Genomic DNA, 22,122 nt, shown 5'->3' on the forward strand with positions numbered 1-22,122 from the left:
TCGGATCCGCAGCCTCCGCTGGGTGGCTGAGCCGCCTCCGCTGGGTGGCTCAGCCGCGCAGCTGGGGGGAGGGCCACCATCGACGGTGGCTCTTGCCCCAGCACGGTGGCTCAGCCACCCAGCGGAGGGCGTGTGGCGGGGCGTGTGGCGGGGTGGGCGGCACTGCGCGAGAGAGCTGCGGCGCGGGGTCAGCCTCGGGCGGTGGCGCGGCGGGTGCGTTCGCGCTCGGCGAGGTGCCGGTCGGGCTCGCAGACGCCGCAGGCGGTGAAGCCGTCCTCGCGGGCCTCGTCCAGCGGGAGCGGGATCTCCTCCTGGCCGGCGTTCTGAGAGCAGCCGGCCAGGTGGTAGCGGGGGCGCTCGTCGACCACGACCACCTCGTCGGTCAGGTCCAGCACGATGAGCAGGTCGGTGACCTCGACCTCCTCCTCCGGCGGCTCCCCGTCGTCGGACGGTCCAGGCCCGCCGGCACCCACCGGACGGGCCGAGTGCGACCCCACCGGGACGGCGTCCACGGTGGAGCCACCGGGGGACGTCGCGCTCCCGACTGCGGATCCCGTGACGACCGCCGGCGCAGCGGCTACCGGCTGGTCCACGGTCGCCGGGGACACGGCCGTCGACCCCGGGGAGCCGCCGTCTGCTGATGGGGCGGCGGCACCGGTCTCCGGTACGTCCGCGGCAGCGGGCGGGGCCGCCGGTTCGAGCGCCGCGTCAGGCCGTGCGTCCGTCGCAGCCGGCGGGGCCGCCGGTGCGGACACCTCGCCAGCCGGTGCAGACATCTCGTCAGCCGGGGCGGGCACCAGGTCAGCCGGTGCAGACACCTCGCCAGCCGGGGCGGGCACCAGGTCAGCCGGTGCAGACATCTCGTCAGCCGGTGCGGGCACCAGGTCAGCCGGTGCAGACACCTCGCCAGCCGGCGCGGGCACCACGCCAGCCGGTGCCGGCACCTCGTCAGCCGGCGCCGGCGGGGTCACCGCGGGGGGCTGGGTCTCCCCCGCCTCCGGGGTCCTGGACGCCGCAGCCGCAGGCTCCCCCGCCGTGGAGGGGCTCAGCTCCGCAGTGGCCACGGGGACGGCGGCCGGGACCGCGACCGGCGGAACCGGTGTGGCAGCCTCGCTCGTCTCTGGCGCCGACCCCACCCCGGCGCTCGCCGAGGCGCCCGCGTCAGCCGCGGGCGCGGGAGGTCGTCCGGTCGCTGTGGCCGCCGCACCACCCACGGGCTCCTGTGCAGCCGAGGACGACGACCCGGCCCGCGCGGCAGCCGCCCGGCTCCGCTGCAGGGTCTGCACGACCAGCACCACGGCGGCCAGTCCGCTGACCCCGACCGAGGCCCACAGCATGCCGGTGTCCCCGTTGCCCAGCCCACCGACGAGCAGCGCCACCGCGACCAGGACCAGCAACGCTGCCAGGACGATCATCCGCGCAGCGTAACCGCCGCCGCAGCGACCTCGCCCCGAGAACGGGCCTCGAGTTGATCATCGTCCCGTGGTCGTCCACCACGCCGGCACGACGGCGTGGCGGACAGCCGTGTGACGATGATCGAGGCGGCGCCGGGGGAACGACAGAGCCCCCGCGGATCGTGGGGTCCGCGGGGGCTCTGGTCGTGCTCGGGGGTCAGGCCCCGGCGTGCTGGTTCTGCCGGGCGTTCGCGGCCGGCTCGGCCGAACCGCGGCTGTCCAGGTCGCGCAGGTGGGACTCGAGGTAGGACCGCAGGCGGGTGCGGTACTCGCGCTCGAAGGTGCGCAACTCCTCGATCTTGCGCTCCAGGCTGCTGCGCTTCTCCTCCAGCGACCCCATGACCTCGACGTGCTTGCGCTCCGCCTCCTGGTCCAGGGCGGTGGCCTTGGCGCGCGCCTCGCGCTCCATCGTGTCGGCCCGGGTGCGGGCGTCGCCCACCATCGAGTCGGCGCGCTGCTTGGCCTCGGCGAGCTGCTGCTCGCTCTTGGCGCGGGCCTCGGACAGCATCCGGTCGCTGTTGGTCTTCGCGCTGCCCACCAGCTGGTCGGCCTGCTGCTTGGCCTCGTTGACGTACCGGTCGGCCGTCTCGGTCGCCAGGGTCAGCATCCGGGAGGCGCGCACACCGTCGTCCTCGCGAGAGGGCGCGGCGGCCGGCGGCGGGGGCGGCGGTGTCTGCACCGGCTCGGGGCGCTCGACCGGACGCTCCTCGGTCTTGGCACCCCCGCCGTTGCTGCGGAGCTCGTTGTTCTCCTCGATCAGCCGGGCGAGCTCGGCCTCGACCACGTCGAGGAAGGCGTCGACCTCGTCCTCGTCGTAGCCACGCTTGCCGATCGGCGGCTTCTTGAAGACGACGTTGTGCACGTCGGCGGGCGTGAGTGGCATCAGGTCACCTCGGGTCGGACGGATGGAACGAGGGCGCAGTCAGACGGGCGGCGGTCCAGCCGCGTCCGACGGGAGCGCCCTCTGGACAGAGAGCTGATCACGCGGCGGTCACGGCCAGCGAGCTCACGATGTTCCGCAGGATCACCACGGCGATCAGGAGCACCATAAACCCGAGGTCCAGCCGGATGCCGCCCAGGTTCAGCGGCGGGATGACCTTGCGGACCGCCTTCAGGGGCGGGTCCGTGGTCGCGTAGACGACCTCCAAGCCGGCTGCGACGACCCCGGAGGGACGCCACCTGCGGGCCAGGACCATCACCCAGTCGACCACGAAGCGGGCGAACAGCAGGATCAGGAAGACGAGCAGGACCGACGACACGATCTGCAGGAGAAGGGACACGGTCCTCGCTCATCAGGGGTCGGGGCTCGCGCTGGTCTGCACGGGCCCCACCGGTGGTCAGGACTGGTTGAAGAACCCGACCTCGCGGATGCGGGCCTTGTCCTCAGCCGTCACGTCGGTCCCCCGCGGGGAGAGCAGGAAGACCTTGGCCGTGACTCGTTCGATACTACCGTGCAGCCCGAAGGACAGACCGGCGGCGAAGTCGACCAGGCGCTTGGCGTCCTGGTCGTCCATCTCGGTGAGGTTCATGATCACCGGCTGGCCGTCCCGGAAGCGCTCGCCGATGGTCCGCGCCTCGTTGTAGGTACGCGGGTGCAGCGTGGTGATCCGGTAGGGCTTCGCCGCCGGCGGGGCCTGCGCGGGGGCCTGCTGGGCAGCCACCACGGGCTCCCGGACGGCGACGCTGACCGCGGTGGCCGCGACCGGGCCGGAGGCCACCGCGCTGCCGATCCGGGGGGCCGAGGGGGAACCCAGGCCGGTCGCGGGGGCCAGGTCCAGCCGGCGCGCGCTGTTACGACGCGGGAGCACCGGAGCGGGCTCGGACACCGCCAGCTCCTCCACCGGGACCTCCTCGGAGAACTCGGTCGAGGGGTACTCGGGCTCGGCGTACGCGTCGTCGTACCCGTAGCGGTCACGTCGGTCGCCGCTGCGGCGCTCGTCGCGGGCGTCGTCGTCGTACCCGGACTGGCGCGCGTCGTAGCGGCCGTACGCGGTGCGGGCGTCGTCGTCCTCGACGAGCCCGAGGTAGATGCCCATCTTGCGCATGGCTCCGGCCATCGGAAGGCCCCCTCTCCTGTGGTCGTGACCCGTGGTGTCTGGCCTGTGACTCAACGTGTGACTGATGGTGCTCGTGTGACTGGTGGTCTCACGGTCCTGCACCGGAGGCTAGGGGCCGGCTGCCGAAGAGCGCGGTTCCGACACGCACGACCGTGGCACCCGCGGCGACCGCGTCCTCCAGGTCCGCGCTCATGCCGGCGGAGAGCTCCCGGGCGCCCGGGTGGTCACTGCGGACCCGCGCGGCCACGTCTGCCAGCCGCTCGAACGCCGGCCGCGGGGCGCCCTCACGGGGAGCGACGGCCATCAGGCCGCACAGTCGCAGCGCGGGGTGCTCGGCGACCGTGTCGGCCAGCTCCGGCACGTGTTCGGGCAGCGCTCCCCCACGTGCGGCCTCCCGGCCCTGCGGACCGCCGAGGTCGACCTGGACGAAGACGTCGGTGACCACACCGGCGCGCTCGGACACCCCGGCCAGCCGCTCGACGAGCGAGGCCCGGTCCACCGACTCGACGACGGCACCCACCCCGACCACCGCGGTGGCCTTGTTGCGCTGCAGCTGGCCGACCAGGTGCCAGCGCAGCTCCAGTGCCGCGAGCTCCTCGGCCTTGCCGACCAGCTCCTGCACCTTGTTCTCCGCGAAGTCGCGCTGTCCGAGGGCGGCGAGCGCGGCGACGTCGGCGGCCGGCCAGGTCTTGCTGACCGCCAGCAGGGCGACGCTCCCGGGCTCGCGCCCGGCAGCGGCCACGGCGTCCTCGACGCGCCGGCGCACGGCTTCCAGCGCCTGGGCCAGCCGGTCGGGGGTCAGTTCGGGTCCAGCCACGCCACACCCGCCTGCCGGCCGGTGACGCCGTCCCGGCGGTGACTGAAGAGCACCCGGTCCTCCACGGTGCAGCGCGGGTCCTGCACGACCTGGCCGACCCCGGCACCGCGGAGCACCTGGGTCACCCCGGCGCGGAGGTCCAGCGCGGGCGTGCCCGTCCGGCTGCGGACGGCGGCGTCGGGGGCGACCCGGGCGACCTCGACCTGCATCGCGCGCGGCACCTCGTAGTCCAGGCCGCAGACGGCCGGCCCCAGCAGCGCCTGCACGTCGCCGGCCCGGGCGCCGAGGCCGACCATGGCGTCCAGCGCGGCGGTCACCACCCCCTGGCGCAGTCCCTCGCGACCGGAGTGCACCGCGGCGACGACACCGGCCACCGGGTCGGCCAGCAGCACCGGCACGCAGTCGGCCACCAGCACGCACAGCACCAGACCGGGGGTGGCGGTGACCAGGGCGTCGGCCTCGGGTGGCGGACCGGTCTGCGGTCCGGTGACCACGTGCACCCCGGTGCCGTGCACCTGGCGCATCCAGACCAGCGAGGACACCTCGACCCGCAGCTCGCGGGCCAGCCGCTCCCGGTTGGCGGCCACGTCGGCCGGGTCGTCGCCGACGTGGTCACCGAGGTTGAAGTGGTGGTACGGGGACGACGAACGGCCGCCCCGCCGGTCGGTCACCACCCGTCGGGGACGGGCGGTGGACCGGGTCGGTGGGACGGCCGGTTCGATGGGGCTCAACGCCTCACTGGCTCCGCAGGAACTCGGGGATGTCGAGTTCCTCCTCGAAGTCCTCCGAGGCCAGCGGACGACGCTGGCCGGAGACCGGACCCGGGATCGGCGGCAGCGGCGGCACCGTGATGCCACCACCCTGGGCCGACTGGCCGTGTCGCGGCGTCGAGGACTGCGCGGCCTGCGAGCCGGTGCGCGGCTGGGAGACCAGCCGCTCGCCGGTCTGCTGGGGCGCGGGCTGCGACGGGCGCTGCGGGGTGACCGGCAGGTTCTGCGTGGCCGGCGCCTGCTGGTGGGTCGGCTGGGCGTCCTTGCGGGCGGTGCCGCTGGGCTTGCCGCCGTCGAAGCCGGCGGCAATGACGGTCACCCGGACCTCGTCACCCAGGGCGTCGTCGATGACGGCGCCGAAGATGATGTTGGCGTCGGCGTGGGCGGCGTCGGAGACCAGCGAGGCCGCCTCGTTGATCTCGAACAGGCCGAGGTCCGACCCGCCGGAGATCGACAGCAGGACGCCGTGGGCGCCCTCCATCGAGGCTTCCAGCAGCGGTGAGGCGATCGCCTGCTCGGCGGCCAGCAGCGCGCGGTTGTCCCCGCGGGCGCTGCCGATGCCCATCAGCGCCGAGCCCGCACCGGACATGACCGACTTGACGTCGGCGAAGTCCAGGTTGATCAGGCCGGGCGTGGTGATCAGGTCGGTGATGCCCTGGACACCGGACAGCAGCACCTGGTCGGCGGTGCGGAAGGCGTCCATGACGGACACGTTCCGGTCGCCGAGCTGCAGCAGCCGGTCGTTGGGGATCACGATGAGCGTGTCGCACTCGTTGCGGAGCTCGTCGATCCCCGACTCGGCCTGGACGGCCCTCCGCTTCCCCTCGAAGGAGAACGGGCGGGTGACCACGCCGATGGTGAGCGCGCCGAGCTTGCGGGCGATCGAGGCCACGACGGGCGCGCCACCGGTACCGGTGCCACCACCCTCGCCGGCCGTCACGAAGACCATGTCGGCGCCCTTGAGCACCTCTTCGATCTCCTCGCGGTGGTCCTCGGCGGCCTGCCGCCCGACGTCGGGCTGCGCACCGGCGCCCAGGCCGCGGGTGAGCTCACGGCCGACGTCGAGCTTGACGTCGGCGTCGCTCATCAGCAGTGCCTGTGCGTCGGTGTTGATCGCGATGAACTCGACCCCCTTGAGGCCGACCTCGATCATGCGGTTGACCGCGTTCACCCCGCCGCCGCCGATGCCGACGACCTTGATGACCGCGAGGTAGTTGTGCGGAGGTGTCATGCTGCGCTCCCCAACTGGACCCTCATCCTCAGGTTAAGCATTATGGTTGACTGTCCGCCGGTCGCTGGCCCGGCGGTTGGTCTGCAGTCTGCCCCCTGCCGGCACCTGCTCCCGGCGTGGCGTGTCGACGGACGTCGACCTCACCGGTCTCTGCAGACCCGTCGGTCACACCAGCCTCACGGCTGGTGACGACCCGCCCTCCCAGCGTCTCATCCCGGTGTCGAGCCCGCCCCGGCGGGCCGTCCCCAGAAAAAGACCTCCGCTCGGCGCCCGGGCGTGTCGTCGACCCGGGCCCGGATCGGTCTCCTCAGGCCCGCGGGACCCGTCCCATGAGGAAGAACTCGGGGTTGGGCGGGATGGCGGCCCAGTGCGCCAACCGGTTGGACAGCGCGAAGAAGGACACGATCATCCCGACGTCCCAGACGTCGTCCTCGCTGAGGCCGTGGCCCCGGAGCCGGTCCAGGTCCGCCGCGGTCACCTCCACCGGTGAGACCGCCAGTCGCACCGCGACGTCGAGGACGGCGTGCATCCGCGGGTCCACCGGGGCCTTGCGCCAGTCCACCGCCACCTGGTCGGCCAGGTACGGGTCCCGGGCGCGGACCCGGGCGATCGCCCCGTGGGCGACCACGCAGTACAGGCAGTCGTTGGCCGCGCTGGTGGCGACCACGACGACCTCCCGGTCGGCCTTGGACAGGCCCGGGGTGTCCTTGTCCATCAGCGCGTCGTGCATCGCGAAGAACGCGCGCGCCTCCTCGGGGCGGTGCGAGAGCGCGGCGAAGACGTTGGGCAGGAAGCCGGACTTCTCCTCCACGGTGTCCAAGCGCTCGCGCAGGTCCGCGGGCAGGTCGGCGCGGGCGGGCACCGGGAAGCGGCTGATCGGGTCGGCTGCGGTCATGCCCGCCACCCTGCACCCGCCGGGCGCCCCCGCGCAGGGCGACTCTGTGCACGGCGACCCACCACAGGACGACCCACCACAGGACGACCCACCACAGGACGACTCAGCGCAGGACGACGGCCTCGGGTGAGCTGACGTCGATCTGGGCGGCGGGCTCCAGGGTGCCGGCGGCCAGCTGGTCCAGCAGCGCGGTGAGCACCTCCGCCTTCCGCTCGGCCCGCTCGGCGCTCCCCCACAGGACGCTGGTGCCGTCGGCGAGGGTCAGCGTCACGTCGTCGGGCGTCCCGGCGGCGACCGAGGCGAGCTGCCCGCGGACACTGCCCGGCAGGGACACCAGCGCCGCCAGCGCCGCCCTGGTGGCCGCGTCGTCCGGTCCGGGATCGGTGACCTGCACCGGCACCACCCCGGCCGGTGGGTCGCCGGTGATGGTGTCGAAGAGGGTGCCGCCTGCGTCGACGAGCGAACGGGTGCCCGCCTGGTCGACCACGGCCACCGCCACCCGCTCGCGCAGCGTCACCACCACCCGGTCCGGCCAGCCGCGGCTCACCTCGGCGTCGGCCACCTGGGGCAGGCCGGCCACCCGGGCCGCGGCGGACCCGGTGTCGACCCGCACCAGCGGGGTGCCCAGGGCGACCCCGGCGACCTCGCGGACCTGGTCGGCGGACAGCGTGGTCGCACCGTCGACCTGCACGGTGCGGACGGCGAGCAGCGGGCTGGCCAGCACCACCCAGGCGGCGACGGCGACCAGCACCAGGACCGACCCGGCGACCAGCAGCCGCCGCTGCCTGCGGTCCAGCCGTCGCGCCGGTCGGATGCGGGTGACCCCGGACCGGGCCGGGGAGGCACCGCGCCGGGCGCCGCGGGTGCGGTCCCGGGTGGTGCTCCCCGTCCGGTTCACCGCTGCGTCCCGTCCCCACCGGGCGGTGCGGCGAGGGCGGCGAGGATCTCCGGGCCGACCATGACGACGTCGCCGGCGCCCATGGTGAGCACCAGGTCGCCGGGCCGGGCCAGGCCGGCCACCAGCGGCGCGGCCGCGGACCAGGAGGGCTCGAAGCGGACCTGCCCGGCCGGGAGCGGGACCCGGTCGGCGACGAGGGCCCCGGTCACGCCGGGCACCGGGTCCTCGCGGGCGCCGTAGACGTCCATCAGCACGACCTCGTCGGCCAGCCCCAGCGCCTCGCCGAAGCCGGTGGCGAACTCCGCGGTGCGGCTGTACAGGTGCGGCTGGAAGAGCACCACCAGCCGGCCGTCGCCGACGACGGCGCGGGCCGCCTTCAGCTGGGCGGACACCTCGGTGGGGTGGTGGGCGTAGTCGTCGTAGACCCGGACCCCGGCCGCGACGCCCTTGAGCTCGAAGCGGCGGTGGACGCCACCGAAGCGGGCCAGCCCGGCCATCAGGCCCTGCGCCGGGAAGCCAAGCTCGAGGCCGGCCAGCAGGGCGGCGGCGCTGTTGAGGGCCATGTGCTCCCCGGGCAGCCGGATGGACACCCGGCCGATCTCCACACCGTCCAGGTCCGCGGTCCAGCTCGTGCCCTCCGGGCCGACGACGAGGTCGCGCAGCCGCAGGTCGGCGTCGGGGCCGGTGCCGTAGGTGCGCACGCGCGCGCCGCCGGTGGGCACCGAGCGCAGCCGGGCCGCACCGGGGTCGTCGGCGCACACGACGAGGAAGCCCTCGGGGTGCACGGTGCCGACGAAGGTGTCGAAGGCCGCCTCGACCGCGGCGAGGTCGCCGTAGTTGTCCAGGTGGTCGGCCTCGACGTTGGTGACGATGCCGGCGAAGGGGGCCAGCAGCAGGAAGGACCGGTCGCTCTCGTCGGCCTCGGCGACGAAGACGTCCCCGGTGCCGGAGTGGGCGTTGGAGCCGGACTCGTTGAGGTCCCCGCCGATGGCGAAGGAGGGGTCCGCGCCGCAGGCCTGCACCGCGACGGTGAGCATCGAGGTGGTGGAGGTCTTGCCGTGGGTGCCGGCGACGGCGACGCTGCGCCGGTCGGCCATCACCGCGGCCAGCGCGACCGCGCGCGGCAGCACCCGCAGACCCCGCTCCCGGGCGGTGGCGAGCTCGGGGTTGTCCGGGCGGATCGCGGTGGAGACGACGACGGTGGCGGCGTCGCCGAGGTGGTCGGCGGCGTGCCCGACCTCGATGCGGGCACCCAGGGCGCCCAGCGCGAGCAGCGTCGGGGTGTCCCGGCGGTCGCTCCCGGAGACCGTGAGCCCGCGGGCCAGCAGGATCCGGGCGATGCCGGACATGCCGGCCCCGCCGATGCCGATGAAGTGGACGGCACCGAGGGAGTCCAGCGGCGGGATCGGGTCGCGCCAGGCGGCGACGTCAGCGGCGCTCACGGACGAGCCACCTCCAGGGTGATGTCGGCCAGCTTCTCGTCGGCGTCGGGCACGCCGGCGGCGGCCGCGTGCCGGGACAGCTCGGCCAGCCGGGCGGGGTCGGTGAGCAGGGGCAGCAGGGTGCCGGTGATCCACGCGGGCGTCAGGTCGGCGTCGTCGACGAGCAGGCCGCCGCCGGCCTCGACGACGGGGAGCGCGTTGCGCCGCTGCTCGCCGTTGCCGATGGGCAACGGGACGAACGCACCGGGCAGCCCGACGGCGGACAGCTCAGCGACGCTGACCGCCCCGGAGCGGCACAGCGCGAGGTCCGCGGCGGCGTAGGCCAGGTCCATCCGCTCCAGGTAGTCCACGACCACGTAGGGCGCCGACCCGGCCGGCCGCTCGGGGACGGCGACCTCGGTGTTCTTGGGGCCGCGGGCGTGCAGCACCTGCACCCCGGCGGCGGTGAGCGCGTCGGCAGCGGCGGTGGCCGCGGTGTTCAGCGACCGGGCACCCTGGGATCCGCCGAAGACCAGCAGCGTGGGCCGGTCGGCGTCCAGGCCGAAGTGCGCGCGGGCCTCCGCCCGCAGGCCGGCCCGGTCCAGGCCGGTGATGGCCGGGCGCAGCGGCATGCCGACGTGCTCGGCGCCCCGCAGCGGCGTCCCCGGCGTGGTGACGGCGACCCGGGCGGCGACGCGGGCGCCGACCCGGTTGGCCAAGCCCGGCAGCGGGTTCTGCTCGTGCACGACGACCGGCACGCCCTCGCGCCGGGCGGCCAGGTACACCGGCAGCGCGACGTACCCGCCGAAGCCGACGACGACGTCGGCCTCCAGCTCGCGCAGGAGAGCGCGGGTCTCGGACACCGCTCGGCGGACCCGGCCGGGGACCCGGAGCAGGTCCGGCGTGGGCTTGCGCGGCAGCGGCACCGGGGGGATCAGCCGCAGGGTGTGGCCGCGGGCGGGGACCAGTCGGGTCTCCATGCCGCGGGCGGTGCCCAGGCAGGTGACCCGCGGGGGGCCGCCGGGGGTGTCGGTGCGACGCACCAGGGCGTCGGCGAGGGCCAGCATCGGCTCGATGTGGCCTCCGGTGCCCCCGCCGGCCAGCACGACGCTGACCGGCCGGGCGCGTGGGGCGGCGGGCGGTGGTAGTGCAGGGGTCACGGGTCCAGTCTCACAGGGGTCGGGGGGTCACCGCGGCCGGCCGGGCCGTTCGCGCTCCGGCCGGTCCGTCCGGGGGCGGCCCGGCTCACGGGTCCGGCCGGGGGTGGCCCCCCGGGTGGCCCCGTCACGGGGTGCCGCACGGTCCCGGGCAGTCTGCCCGGCTGCCGGCCCCGGCGCTCCCGCGGGCACCCGGCGCTCCCGCCGCGGGCCCTCGGGCTCCTCGGCCCGGGGCCCCGGTCGTCCGGTGCGGGTCAGCGTGCGGCCGGCCGGAGGCCGCGCCGGCCCGGGCTCGGTCCGACGGCGTCCCACGGTCGGCAGCGGGTCCACGGCGTGCGCGGGCACCGGCACCAGCCAGCGGGCGAGCCGGCCCAGCCCACGGACCGGGTGCGCGGCGCGGTGGGCGCGCTCGTGCTCGATGGCGGCGGGCTCGGCGCGGGCGAAGCGGACCAGCAGGCCGACGATGAAGAGGGTCAGCACCAGCGAGGTGCCACCGGCGGAGACCAGCGGCAGCGTGACACCGGTGACCGGCAGCAGACCGACCACGTAGCCCATGTTGATCGAGGCCTGCCCGATCAGCCACACGGTGATGGCGACGCTGGCCAGCTGGATGAACCGGTCGGTCGCCCGGCGGGCGATCCGGAAGCCGGCGTAGGCGAGCACCCCGTAGAGGGTGACGACGACGAGGCACCCCAGGAAGCCCAGCTCCTCGCCGATGATCGCGAAGATGTAGTCGCTCTCGGCGTGCGGGAGGATGTTCCACTTCATCCGGCTGTTGCCCAGCCCCACGCCCCAGAAGCCGCCGGTGGCCAGCGCGTACAGGCCCTTGACGGCCTGGAAGCCACCGCTCTCGGCGTCGGCGAAGGGGTCCAGGAAGGAGAACAGCCGGGCCGCCCGGTAGGACGCGCTCAGCGCGATGACGGCGATGGCGGCCGCGGCGACCAGGGCGAGGCCGGCGACCCAGCGGCCGGGCAGCCCACCGGCCCACAGCAGACCGGCGACGACGAGGGCCAGCCCGACGGTGGCGCCCATGTCGGGTTCGAGCAGCAGCAGGGCGGCGAAGACCAGGAAGACCGGGACGACGGGCACGAGCAGCGACTTCGTGGTCAGCCAGCGATCGCGCAGGGCGATGACGTGGGCGCCCCACAGGGCCATCACCAGCTTGGCCAGCTCGGAGGGCTGGAAGTCCACGAAGCCCAGCGGGATCCACTGCCGGGCGCCGTTGAGCTCCTTGCCGATGCCGGGCACGAGCACGGCGGCCAGCAGCACCGCGGACAGCAGCAGGCCCACCCCGGAGTACCGGCGCACGTAGCCGACCGGCAGGCGGAGCGCGACCAGCATCGCGCCCAGGCCGACCACCGCGAAGGCGATCTGCCGGACGCCGGGCAGCCAGGCGGGCTGTCCGTCGATGGCCGCCTCGACGCTGGAGGCCGAGAACACCATGACCAGTCCGATGGCCAGCAGCAGCCCGGCCGAGCCCAGGACCAGGTGCGAGGTGGTCATCGGGCCGTCCAGCCAGGCCGGGGCCCGGAAGAGCGGGCCGCGCGAGGCGGCCTCGCCCCGGCGGCGGGCGGCGGCCGACGTGGTCTCCCGGCGGGTGGTCCGGGGTGCCCCGTCCGCGGTCGCGCGCGGTCGGGCGGTCGTCGTGCTCGCCATCGAGGCCCCCGTCAGTGCAGCTGGCGTACCGCGTCGGCGAAGGCGCGGCCGCGGTGCGCGTAGTCGGTGAACACGTCCATGGACGCGGCGGCGGGAGCGAGGAGGACGGTGTCCCCCGGCTGGGCGAGCCGTGCAGCGGCCCGGACGACCTGGGTCATCACGGCCTCGCCAGTCACAGCAGTCACACCCGCCACGCCTGCATCATCACCGCTGGGGACGACGATCCGGGGGACGGTGGGGGCGTGTCGCGCCAGGGACCTGGCCAGCACCTCGCGGTCGCGGCCCAGCAGGACCACCCCGGCCAGGCGGGCGCCGACCGCGGCGACCAGCGGGTCGACGTCGGCGCCCTTGAGCAGGCCGCCGGCGACCCAGACGACCCGGGGGTAGGCGGCCAGCGAGGCGCCGGCCGCGTGCGGGTTGGTGGCCTTGGAGTCGTCCACCCAGTCGACGCCGTCGACGGAGGCGACCAGGACGTTGCGGTGCGCGCCGCCCCGGAAGCCGGCCAGCCCGCGTCCGATGGCCTCGGCGTCCACCCCCGCGACCCGGGCCAGCGCGGCGGCGACCAGGGCGTTGACGGTGTTGTGCGGGCCCGAGACCTGCAACGCCGAGCTCTCCACCAGCACGTCGCCGGCCGGGGAGGCGGCGAACGCCCGGTCCACCAGCGCCCCGGACCGGACCCCCAGCTGGCCGGGCTGCGGCTCGTCGAGGGTGACGGTGACCGGGTGCGGGTGCTCGCGGACCAGGGCGGCGGCCACCGGGTCGCCTGCGTCGGCGACCGCGACCGGGGTCAGCGCCAGCACCGTGGCCTTGGCGTCCCGGTAGGCCTCGGCGCTGCCGTGCCAGTCGACGTGGTCGTCGGCGACGTTGAGCACCGCGGCGGCCGCCGGGGCCAGCGAGGAGGACCAGTGCAGCTGGAAGGAGGACAGCTCGACCGCGAACGCGTCGAAGGTGGGCGTGCCGTCGGGGTCGGTGGCGGTGACCACCTCGACCAGCGGGCGGCCGACGTTGCCGGCGGCGACCGCGCGGCGACCCCCGGCCAGCAGCAGGGCCTCCAGCATGGTGACCGTGGTGGTCTTGCCGTTGGTGCCGGTGACGGCGTACCAGGGCGCGGGCCGCCCGTCGGCCAGCGGCAGGCGCAGCCGCCAGGCGAGCTCGGGCTCCCCCACCACCTCGACGCCGGCCCGGGCCGCCGAGCGCAGCAGCGGCGAGTCCGGCCGCCAGCCCGGCGAGGTGACCACCAGGTCGACGTCGTCCGGGCACTCGGTGACCGCGCCCAGCCAGGTCGCGCCGGCCTCCTCGAGCTCGGCGCGCACCGACGGGGTGCCGGCGTCGGCGAGCAGCACGGTGTCCCCGCGGGCCAGCAGCACCCGTGCGGCGGCGGCCCCCGAGACACCCAGCCCGCAGACCAGCACCCGCCCCAGGGCGGCCATCACAGCCCCGTGAGGGAGAGCCAGTCGGCGTAGAAGGCGCCGATGCCGAAGGCGACCGCCATCCCGGTCACCAACCAGAACCGCACGATGACGGTGTTCTCCGCCCAGCCGGCGAGCTCGAAGTGGTGGTGCAGCGGCGCCATCCGGAACACCCGCCGCCGGGTCGCCTTGAAGAAGGCCACCTGGATGACCACCGACAGGGTGACGGCGACGAAGAGGCCGCCCAGCACGACCAGCAGCAGCTCGGTGCGGGTGACGATCGCGATGCCGGCCATCAGGCCACCGAGGGCCAGGGAGCCGGTGTCGCCCATGAAGATCCGGGCCGGCGAGGTGTTCCACCACAGGAAGCCCAGGCAGGCGCCCATCGCCGCGGCCGCGACCAGCGTGACGTCCAGGGGGTCCCGGACGGTGTAGCAGCCGGCGACGACGGCGGTGCTGCAGTCGTGCCCGAACTGCCAGAAGGAGATGACGACGTAGGCACCGAAGACCATCGCCGAGCAGCCCGCGGCCAGCCCGTCCAGGCCGTCGGTGAGGTTGACGGCGTTGGAGAACCCGGCGATGAACAGGTAGGCCAGCGCCACGAAGAGCACCGCGGGCATGGCCAGCGGGGCGATTTCCCGGACGAAGGACACCGTGGTGGAGGCCACCGCCTGCCCGCCCGGTCCACCGGTCTCCACCAGCGCGAGGACGGCGAAGACCAGCCCGACGACCAGCTGACCGACCAGCTTGGCGGTGCTGTTGAGGCCCAGGCTGCGCCGGTGCCGGATCTTGAGGTAGTCGTCGAGGAACCCGACCGTGCCCAGCCCGACGAACAGGAACAGCAGCAGCAACGCCGTGGTCGTGACCCCGCGCCCCTCCTGGCCGAGCAGGAACAGGTGGGAGATGAAGTAGCCGGCCACCGTGGCGAAGACGATGACGGTGCCGCCCATCGTGGGCGTGCCCTTCTTGGACAGGTGGCTCTCCGGGCCGTCGTCCCGGATCTCCTGCCCGAACCCGCGGCCGCGGAAGGCCTTGATGGCCACCGGGGTCAGCAGGATGGAGATGATCAGGCCGAAGGCGGCCGCGACGAGGACGGACTTCACTGCGCGCCCACCTCGTCGCCTGCTCCCCCGCCGTCGGCGATGAGGTCGGCGGCCAGCAGCTCGAACCCGTAGGAGCGGGAGGCCTTCACCAGGACGACGTCGCCCGGGCGCAGCACCCCCGCGAGCAGCTGGCGGGCGGCAGCCCGGTCCGGCACGTGCACCGACTCCTCTCGGTGGGGCCGTGCTGCCACGGCCCCGGTGGCGGTCGCCGAGGCGGCTCCCGCCACGATCTGGCGTGCATCGGGTCCGACGGCCACCAGCAGGTCGACCACGCCGGCGGCGTGCTCACCGAGCCGGGCGTGCTCGTCGTCGGCACCGGGGCCCAGCTCGCCCATCGCGCCCAGGACCGCGACCCGGCGGGTGCCGGTCATCCTCGTCAGGGCGGCGAGCGCGGCGCGCATGGACTCGGGGTTGGCGTTGTAGGCGTCGTTGACCACCGTGACGCCGTCGGCGCGTGCGGTGACCTCCATCCGCCAGCGGCTGCGGGTGGCGGCGGCGGAGAGCCCGGCGGCGACCTGGCCGGGGGTGAGCCCGGCGGCCAGCGCGGCACCGGCGGCCGACAGCGCGTTGGCCACCTGGTGGGCGCCGACGACCTGCAGGGACACCTCGTGGGTCTCCCCACCGGCGTGCAGGGTGAACGTGGCACGGGCGGCGGCGTCCAGGACGACGTCGGTGGCCCGCACCTGCGCGGTCGGGCCGGTGCCGGTGAGCAGCACCCGGCCGCGGGTGCGGGGGGCCATGCCGGCGACCCGGGCGTCGTCGGCGTTGAGCACGGCGGTGCCCTCGGGGGCCAGGGCCTCCACCAGCTCGCCCTTGGCGGTGGCGATGACCTCGGCGCTGCCGAACTCCCCCAGGTGCGCGGAGCCCACGTTGAGCACCACTCCGACGTCGGGCCGGGCCACCGCGCACAGCCGGGCGATGTGCCCGGGGCCGCGCGAGCCCATCTCCAGGACCAGGTACCGGGTGCCGGCGTCGGCCGAGAGGACCGTCAGCGGCAGGCCGATGTCGTTGTTGAAGGACCCGGGCGGGCTGACCGTGGGGGCGACCGCGTCCAGCACCTGGCCGAGGAGGTCCTTGGTGGAGGTCTTGCCCGAGGACCCGGTGATCCCCACGGTGGTCAGGCCGGTCAACCGCTCGTGCACGGCGTGCGCCAACCGTCCCAGGGCCACGACCGGGTCATCGACGACGACCACGGGGCCGCCGTCGTGGGCGCGCTTGGACAGCGCCCCGACGGCCCCGGCGGCGACCGCGGCACCGACGTAGTCGTGCCCGTCGACCCGTTCCCCGGGCAGCGCGACGTACAGGTCTCCGGCACCGACCGTGCGGCTGTCCACCGTCACCGCCCCGGTGACGACGGCGTCGGGTCCGACGAGCTCGCCGCCGACGGCGGCGGCGATCTCGGTGAGGCTGAGCTCGATCACGGTCAGGCCTCTCTGTCCGGTGCGGCCTGGAGTGCGCGGCGCAGCTCGACCCGGTCGTCGAAGGGCGTCACGACCCCGCCGACGTCCTGACCGGTCTCGTGGCCCTTGCCGGCGAGGAGCAGGGTGTCACCCGGGCGGGCGCGACGCACCGCCGCCTCGATGGCGGCGCGCCGGTCCCCCACCTCCAGGACCTCGCAGACGCTGTCCGCGGGGACCCCGGCGAGCATCGCGGCGCGGATCGCCGCCGGGTCCTCCGAGCGCGGGTTGTCGTCGGTGACGACCAGCAGGTCGCTGCCCGCGGCCGCCGCCGCACCCATCCCGGCCCGCTTGCCGGGGTCGCGGTCGCCGCCGCAGCCCAGCACGGTGAGGACCCGTCCGCGGCCGGTGGCGCGCAGCGCCGCGAGGGCGGTGGCGACGGCGTCGGGGGTGTGCGCGTAGTCCACGACCGCCACGAAGGGCTGGCCGGCCTCGACCGGCTCCATCCGCCCCGGGACCACGGTGGCTGCGATGCCGACCAGCGCGGCGTCCACCGGCACGCCGACGGCGTCCAGCAGGGCGACCGCGAGCACCGCGTTGGAGACGTTGAAGGACCCGGGCAGTCGCAGCGACGCCGGCCGGGTGGACCCGTCGGGCAGGTGCAGGGTGAACACCGACCCGCCGTCGGGCCCGGTGGCCACGTCGGTGGCCCGCCAGTCCGCGGGCGCGCCGGTACCGCTCACCGTGGTGGTCGAGGCGCCCACCAGCCGCCGGCCGTGCTCGTCGTCGACGTCGACCACCTCGTGCGCGGCGCGACCGTCGAAGAGCCGGGCCTTGGCCTGGAAGTAGGTCTCGACGTCGCCGTGGAAGTCCAGGTGGTCGCGGGAGAGGTTGGTGAACCCGGCGGCGGCGAAGGCGACGCCGTTGACCCGGCCCAGCACCAGCGCGTGGCTGGACACCTCCATCACCACCGCGCGCACGCCGTCGGCCCGCATGCCGGCCAGCAGCGCGTGCAGCGCGGGGGCCTCGGGCGTCGTCCGGACGCTGGGGAGCTCGGTGACCACCGGGGCGCCGTCGGGGCCGGTGCCGCGGGTGCGGGTCTGCACGGTGCCGATCAGGCCGCTGGTCCAGCCGGCCGCGGCGAGGCCGGCCTCCACGAGGTAGGCGGTCGTCGTCTTGCCGTTGGTGCCGGTGATGCCCAGGACCGTCAGGGACCCGCTGGGCCGGTCGTACACCCGGGAGGCGACGGCGCCGACCACCGCGCGCGGGTCGTCCACGACGCACACGGCCACCGGCAGGTCACGCAGCCGCTGCGCCCCCTCGGGGTCGGTGAGGACGGCGACCGCGCCGGCGTCCACGGCCTGGGCCGCGTGGGCGGCGCCGTGGGTGCGCGCGCCGGGCAGCGCGGCGTACAGGTCACCGGGCCGGACCTCGCCCGAGGCGAGGGACACCCCGGTCACCGGCACCGTGGGGTCTCCCTGGACGGCGGGGCCGATGAGGTCGGCCAGCTGCGACAGGGCGGTGCTCACGGGGCTCCAATCTACCGGCGTGGCCGCCCGGCCCCCGTCGACGACCCGGCTCGGCGCGTGGCGGGGACCGGGCCGGGCCGGGAGCCGGGTCAGTTCGTGGGGGCGGTGCCGGTGAGCTGGAACTCCGGCCGGGCGGTGCCCGAGGGGACCACGTCGGAGGACGTGAGCGCGTACTGCATCAGGTCGGCGAACACCGGCGCTGCGACCTGGCCGCCCTCGGCCGAGCTGGTGGGCCGCTCCAGGTCGACGGCGATGACGTAGCGGGGGGCGTCGGCCGGGGCGAAGCCGACGAAGGTGGTGAAGTACCCGCCGCCGTCGTAGCAGCCGCACTCGGGGTTGGCGCGCTGCGCCGTCCCGGTCTTGCCGGCGACCCGGAACCCGTCGACCTCGCCCAGCGGCGCGGTGCCGCCGGGGCCGACGACGGCCTCCAGCATGTAGGCCAGCTGGTCGGCGGTGGACTCACTGACCACCCGGGTGCCCTCGGGGCGGGGCTCGGTGGTGACGGTGCCGTCGGCGGCGGTGACCGAGCTGACCAGGCGGGGCTCGATCCGGACGCCGCCGTTGGCGATGGTCTGGTAGACCGACGCCATCTGCAGCGCCGTCACCGAGACGCCCTGCCCGATCGGGATGTTGGCGGCCCTGCTCTGGGTCCAGTCCGCCGAGTCCTGCAGGATGCCGGCGCTCTCCCCGGGCAGCTCGATGCCGGTGGTGGAGCCGATGCCGAAGGCCCGCAGGTACTCCTCCAGCCGCTGGTCACCGACCTCGCGGGCCAGCATGATCGTGCCGACGTTGCTGGACTTGGCCAGGATGCCGGTCACCGTCCAGTCGATCGGCGCGTGGTCGTGGGCGTCGGTGACGACCCGGTCCCCGGCCTGGATGTGCCCGGGGACGCTGAGCACGGTGTCGGGGGTGGCGTGGCCCTCCTCGATGGCGGCGGCCAGCGTGACGGCCTTCATCACCGAGCCGGGCTCGAAGACGTCGGAGACCGCCGGGTTGCCCAGCAGCTCGGGGTCGGTGTTGCGGGCCTGCGCCGGGTCGTAGCCGGGGCAGGTGGCCATTGCGACGATCTCGCCGGTGGCCACCTCCTGGACCACGGCCGAGCCGCGGGTGGTCAGGCCGTTGGCGCACTCGACGTCCAGGCGCTGCTGCACCGTGTACTGCAGGTCCTCGTCGATGGTCAGCTGCACCGAGCCGCCGTCCACCGCCGGGGTGGAGGCGTCGATCCCGGAGGGGATGGGCAGCCCGCCGGCGCCCACCTCCACCCGGCGCTCGCCGTCGGTGCCGGCCAGGACGTCCTCGTAGCGCTGTTCGATGCCGGCCAGGCCGTCGCCGTCGCGGCCCACGAAACCGACGATCTGCCCGCCGACGACACCGGCCGGGTACAGCCGCACCGGGTCGTCCTGGAAGGAGATGCCGTCCAGGGCCAGCTCGCTGATCGCGTCGGTGGTGGCGGTGTCGACCTGCTCGGCGAGCACCACGTAGCGGCCCTCGCCGGACAGCTGCTCGGTGAGCTCGCCGGCCGGCACGTCCAGCAGCGTGGTCAGCGCCAGCGCGGTGCGCTCGGGGTCGGGCACGATCGTCGGGTCGGCGACGACCCGGCTGGCCTCCACGGAGTAGGCCAGCCGGTTGCCGTCGCGGTCGACGATCTCGCCGCGGATGGCGGAGATGTCGAAGACCCGCATCCGGTCGTCCTCGGCGGCCTGGGCGTAGGCGCTGCCGTCGATGCCCTGGAGCACGACGAGCTTGACGACGACGGCGACCAGCAGGGTGACCATCGCGATCAGCCCGAAGCGGTTGCGCCGGGCCCGGACCGTGGGGGTCAGCCCGCGGGCACGGCGGGTGCCGGGCTCGCGGCGCGGACGCAGTGCGTCACGGCCGGCCGTGCCGGGACGACGGTCCCCGGAGCGCGCCGGACGGCGGGAGGGGTCGTTGCTGCGGGTGCTCACGGTCAGCCTCCGGCCGGGTCGGCGCCGGGCACGGGTGCCGGGACGGGGGTGCCACGGACGACGGAGGTGCCGTCCGGGCCGAGGACGACGTGGCCGGCGGCGCCGGCGGGGACCAGTCCGGCGGCCGCTGCCGCAGCGGCGAGCTGGGCCGGGGTGCGGGCGTCGGTGACCTGCTGCTCGAGCCGCTCCACCTGCTGCGCGAGCTCGGCGTTGGCCGCACGCTGCTGGCTGGCTTGCAGCGAGTCCACGGCGATGGCCGTGTTCAGCGCCAGCAGGGACAGCGCGGTGGCGGCCAGCAGGGACACGACCAGGACGACGAAGGGCGCCCGGCGCCGCGCCGGTGCCGCGGTGCGGCGGGTGCGGGTCGGGGTGCCGACGGGGGCGGTGACCAGGCGCAGCTGCGGGCGGACCTGGACGGGTCCGGTGCGCCGGGTCGGACTGGTCCGGGGGGTGGTCCGAGGGGTGGTCCGGGGTGCGGTGGCCGACCGGGACCGCAGGGCCCCGGTGTGCACGCGTGCGGTGGCACTCATCAGGCAGCCCTCCGGGTGCGTTCGGCGGCGCGGACCCGGGCCGAGGCCGCGCGGGGGTTGACGGTGGTCTCGGCCTCGGTCGGGGCCTCGCCGCCGCGGGTGAGCAGCCGCATGGTCGGGGCGTGCTCGGGCATCGGCACCGGCATCCCGTGCGGCGTGGAGTCGGTGGTGCCGACGGCGAGGGCCTGCTTGGTGATCCGGTCCTCGAGGGAGTGGAAGGTGATGACGACGATCCGGCCGCCCACGGCCAGCGCGTCGACGGCGGCGGGGAGCACCCGGGTCAGCACGCCCAGCTCGTCGTTGACCTCGATCCGCAGCGCCTGGAAGGTGCGCTTGGCGGGGTGTCCGCCGGTCCGCCGGGTGGCGGCGGGGATGGAGTCGCGGACCAGCTCGGCCAGGCGGCCGGTGGTGGTGAAGGGCTGCTTCTCGCGCTCCCGGAGGATCGCCGAGGCGATCCTGCCGGCGAAGCGCTCCTCGCCGTAGGTGGACAGGACCCGGGCCAGCTGGCCGTGCGGGTAGGTGTTGACGACGTCGGCGGCGGTCAGCGGGCCACTGGGGTCCATCCGCATGTCCAGCGGCGCGTCGGCGGAGTAGCTGAAGCCCCGGCTGGGCCGGTCGAGCTGCAGCGAGGAGACCCCGAGGTCCAGCAGCACGCCCTGCACCTCGGTGACCCCGAGCTCGGCGAGCACCTCGGGGAGCTCGTCGAAGACGGCGGGGACCAGGGTGACCCGGTCGCCGTGCCCGGCGGCGGCGATCCGGCGGGCGGCCTCGGCGCGGGCGTCGGGGTCGCGGTCCAGGCCGATCACGCGCAGGCCGGGGTGCGCGTCCAGCATGGCCAGCGTGTGGCCGGCCAGGCCCAGCGTGCAGTCCACGAGGACCGCGCCGTCGGTGCTGCAGGCGGGGCCGAGCAGCTCCACGACCCGGTCGAGCAGCACGGGGACGTGCAGCGCGGGCTCGCGCGGCTCGTCTGCGCTCATGACGCGTCCTCTCGGTGCTGTCCGTGCGTGAGGTCGTCGGTCCGGCCGTGGGCCGACGGTCAGTGCGGGTGCTGCTGTCGTTCTCGGCCACGGTGGGCCCGGGATCGACTCGGGATCGGTGTTTAGGTGCGCAACTGCTGGTCAGGCGGTACCGACGGCCCTGCGGACTGCCGATGACCTGGGTGTCGCCGGCCCGAGGTGCCGGGACGACGCCCGGCGTGGAGCCGGGTGGAGCTGCGGTGCTGCGGTGCTGTGCGGTGCTGCCGTGCGGCGCTGCTCTGCGGTGGTGTGCCGCGGTGTCCCCGCGGGCTGCCCCAACGGTGGTGCTGGTGTGACTCGCGTGGCCCCAGGTGCTGGTGGGACTCCGGAGAGCCGGGTCGGGCCTGGTGCGTGGTCGTGCGGGGTGTCCGGGGAGTCCCGGGAGTCGTTCGGGTCCTGCGTGTGCCGTCCCGGTCGGCGACCGGGGCCGCGACTCGGTGCCGTGCCGTCCTGCTGCACTGCCGTCCTGCTGGTCTCGCTGGTCTCGCGTCGATCTGGTGTCGCGTCCAGTGGTCCTCGCGGGCGGGGCCCGCCTGGCGCCGGGGAAGTGCGCCAGGAGAGGCCCCGCACCGAGGTCCGCTGCTGCTCGGGGTCAGGGAGCAGGTGCTGCCGTCGTGCGGGTGGTGCTGATCGGACTGGTCGGGCTGGTCGGGCTGGTCGGGCTGGTCGGGCTGTCGCGTCCCGGGTGGCACCGCCTCCGTGCTCCGCCGGTCTCCAGCCGCGGGGAAGTCGGCTGGCGGTCCGGGTCCGAGCCGCGGGGAAGTCGGCTCGGGTGGGGCTCGGTCGTGCTGGGTGCGGTGGTGCTGTGTGCGGTGGTGCCGGGTGGGGCGCGGGGG

19 protein-coding genes are annotated in these 22,122 nt (G+C 75.3%); all 19 read right to left on the reverse strand.

The window, feature by feature from the left end; genetic code table 11:
- Positions 1 to 188: 188 nt before the first annotated feature.
- The 19 genes from AC0IVP_RS15880 to rsmH all read right to left on the reverse strand — a co-directional run bounded on the left by AC0IVP_RS15880 (position 189) and on the right by rsmH (position 21,247).
- Positions 189 to 512, reverse strand: coding sequence for a hypothetical protein (locus AC0IVP_RS15880; protein WP_471757754.1), 324 nt, complete (start codon positions 510 to 512; stop codon positions 189 to 191).
- 1,099 nt (positions 513 to 1,611) lie between these two features.
- Positions 1,612 to 2,337: a DivIVA-like cell division protein Wag31 gene (wag31, locus tag AC0IVP_RS15885; protein WP_056299291.1), complete on the reverse strand. Its 726-nt coding sequence runs from the start codon at positions 2,335 to 2,337 to the stop codon at positions 1,612 to 1,614.
- A gap of 97 nt (positions 2,338 to 2,434) precedes the next feature.
- The gene (locus AC0IVP_RS15890; RefSeq protein ID WP_056299288.1) at positions 2,435 to 2,734 is read right to left on the reverse strand and encodes a YggT family protein; all 300 of its coding nucleotides are present in this window, start codon (positions 2,732 to 2,734) and stop codon (positions 2,435 to 2,437) included.
- 57 nt (positions 2,735 to 2,791) lie between these two features.
- Positions 2,792 to 3,511, reverse strand: coding sequence for a cell division protein SepF (locus tag AC0IVP_RS15895; protein ID WP_471757756.1), 720 nt, complete (start codon positions 3,509 to 3,511; stop codon positions 2,792 to 2,794).
- A gap of 88 nt (positions 3,512 to 3,599) precedes the next feature.
- Complete coding sequence (locus AC0IVP_RS15900; protein WP_235564932.1) at positions 3,600 to 4,328, reverse strand: YggS family pyridoxal phosphate-dependent enzyme; 729 nt, start codon at positions 4,326 to 4,328, stop codon at positions 3,600 to 3,602.
- A complete protein-coding gene (gene pgeF / locus AC0IVP_RS15905) occupies positions 4,310 to 4,999 on the reverse strand; it encodes a peptidoglycan editing factor PgeF (protein ID WP_471757758.1) in 690 nt (229 codons plus the stop codon). Before pgeF ends, AC0IVP_RS15900 begins: the two co-directional genes overlap by 19 nt.
- A gap of 64 nt (positions 5,000 to 5,063) precedes the next feature.
- Positions 5,064 to 6,329, reverse strand: a complete 1,266-nt coding sequence (gene ftsZ / locus AC0IVP_RS15910) for a cell division protein FtsZ (protein WP_056299280.1) — start codon at positions 6,327 to 6,329, stop codon at positions 5,064 to 5,066.
- A gap of 307 nt (positions 6,330 to 6,636) precedes the next feature.
- The gene (locus tag AC0IVP_RS15915; protein WP_056299276.1) at positions 6,637 to 7,224 is read right to left on the reverse strand and encodes a peroxidase-related enzyme; all 588 of its coding nucleotides are present in this window, start codon (positions 7,222 to 7,224) and stop codon (positions 6,637 to 6,639) included.
- Between the two features lie 103 nt (positions 7,225 to 7,327).
- Entirely contained in the window at positions 7,328 to 8,122 is a 795-nt protein-coding gene (locus AC0IVP_RS15920; RefSeq protein WP_056299273.1) for a cell division protein FtsQ/DivIB, read from the reverse strand.
- Positions 8,119 to 9,564, reverse strand: a complete 1,446-nt coding sequence (gene murC / locus AC0IVP_RS15925; protein ID WP_056299270.1) for a UDP-N-acetylmuramate--L-alanine ligase — start codon at positions 9,562 to 9,564, stop codon at positions 8,119 to 8,121. Before murC ends, AC0IVP_RS15920 begins: the two co-directional genes overlap by 4 nt.
- The gene (murG, locus tag AC0IVP_RS15930; RefSeq protein ID WP_471757760.1) at positions 9,561 to 10,703 is read right to left on the reverse strand and encodes an undecaprenyldiphospho-muramoylpentapeptide beta-N-acetylglucosaminyltransferase; all 1,143 of its coding nucleotides are present in this window, start codon (positions 10,701 to 10,703) and stop codon (positions 9,561 to 9,563) included. Before murG ends, murC begins: the two co-directional genes overlap by 4 nt.
- A gap of 27 nt (positions 10,704 to 10,730) precedes the next feature.
- Positions 10,731 to 12,356 (reverse strand): putative lipid II flippase FtsW, encoded by a 1,626-nt coding sequence (ftsW, locus tag AC0IVP_RS15935; protein ID WP_471757762.1) that lies wholly within the window; start codon positions 12,354 to 12,356, stop codon positions 10,731 to 10,733.
- Positions 12,357 to 12,367: 11 nt separating this feature from the next.
- The gene (murD, locus tag AC0IVP_RS15940; RefSeq protein ID WP_471757764.1) at positions 12,368 to 13,786 is read right to left on the reverse strand and encodes a UDP-N-acetylmuramoyl-L-alanine--D-glutamate ligase; all 1,419 of its coding nucleotides are present in this window, start codon (positions 13,784 to 13,786) and stop codon (positions 12,368 to 12,370) included.
- Positions 13,786 to 14,868, reverse strand: a complete 1,083-nt coding sequence (gene mraY, locus AC0IVP_RS15945) for a phospho-N-acetylmuramoyl-pentapeptide-transferase (protein ID WP_056299265.1) — start codon at positions 14,866 to 14,868, stop codon at positions 13,786 to 13,788. Before mraY ends, murD begins: the two co-directional genes overlap by 1 nt.
- Positions 14,865 to 16,289, reverse strand: a complete 1,425-nt coding sequence (locus tag AC0IVP_RS15950) for a UDP-N-acetylmuramoyl-tripeptide--D-alanyl-D-alanine ligase (RefSeq protein ID WP_471757766.1) — start codon at positions 16,287 to 16,289, stop codon at positions 14,865 to 14,867. Before AC0IVP_RS15950 ends, mraY begins: the two co-directional genes overlap by 4 nt.
- 2 nt (positions 16,290 to 16,291) lie before the next feature.
- Positions 16,292 to 17,794: a UDP-N-acetylmuramoyl-L-alanyl-D-glutamate--2,6-diaminopimelate ligase gene (locus tag AC0IVP_RS15955; RefSeq protein ID WP_471757768.1), complete on the reverse strand. Its 1,503-nt coding sequence runs from the start codon at positions 17,792 to 17,794 to the stop codon at positions 16,292 to 16,294.
- 89 nt (positions 17,795 to 17,883) lie between these two features.
- Positions 17,884 to 19,740 (reverse strand): peptidoglycan D,D-transpeptidase FtsI family protein, encoded by a 1,857-nt coding sequence (locus tag AC0IVP_RS15960; protein WP_471757770.1) that lies wholly within the window; start codon positions 19,738 to 19,740, stop codon positions 17,884 to 17,886.
- A 2-nt stretch (positions 19,741 to 19,742) separates the two neighbouring features.
- The gene (ftsL, locus tag AC0IVP_RS15965) at positions 19,743 to 20,270 is read right to left on the reverse strand and encodes a cell division protein FtsL (RefSeq protein ID WP_471757772.1); all 528 of its coding nucleotides are present in this window, start codon (positions 20,268 to 20,270) and stop codon (positions 19,743 to 19,745) included.
- A complete protein-coding gene (gene rsmH / locus AC0IVP_RS15970; RefSeq protein WP_471757774.1) occupies positions 20,270 to 21,247 on the reverse strand; it encodes a 16S rRNA (cytosine(1402)-N(4))-methyltransferase RsmH in 978 nt (325 codons plus the stop codon). The genes ftsL and rsmH overlap by 1 nt, the downstream gene beginning before the upstream one ends.
- Between the last annotated feature and the right edge of the window lie 875 nt (positions 21,248 to 22,122).

This window comes from Klenkia sp. AC732, from assembly GCF_979256525.1.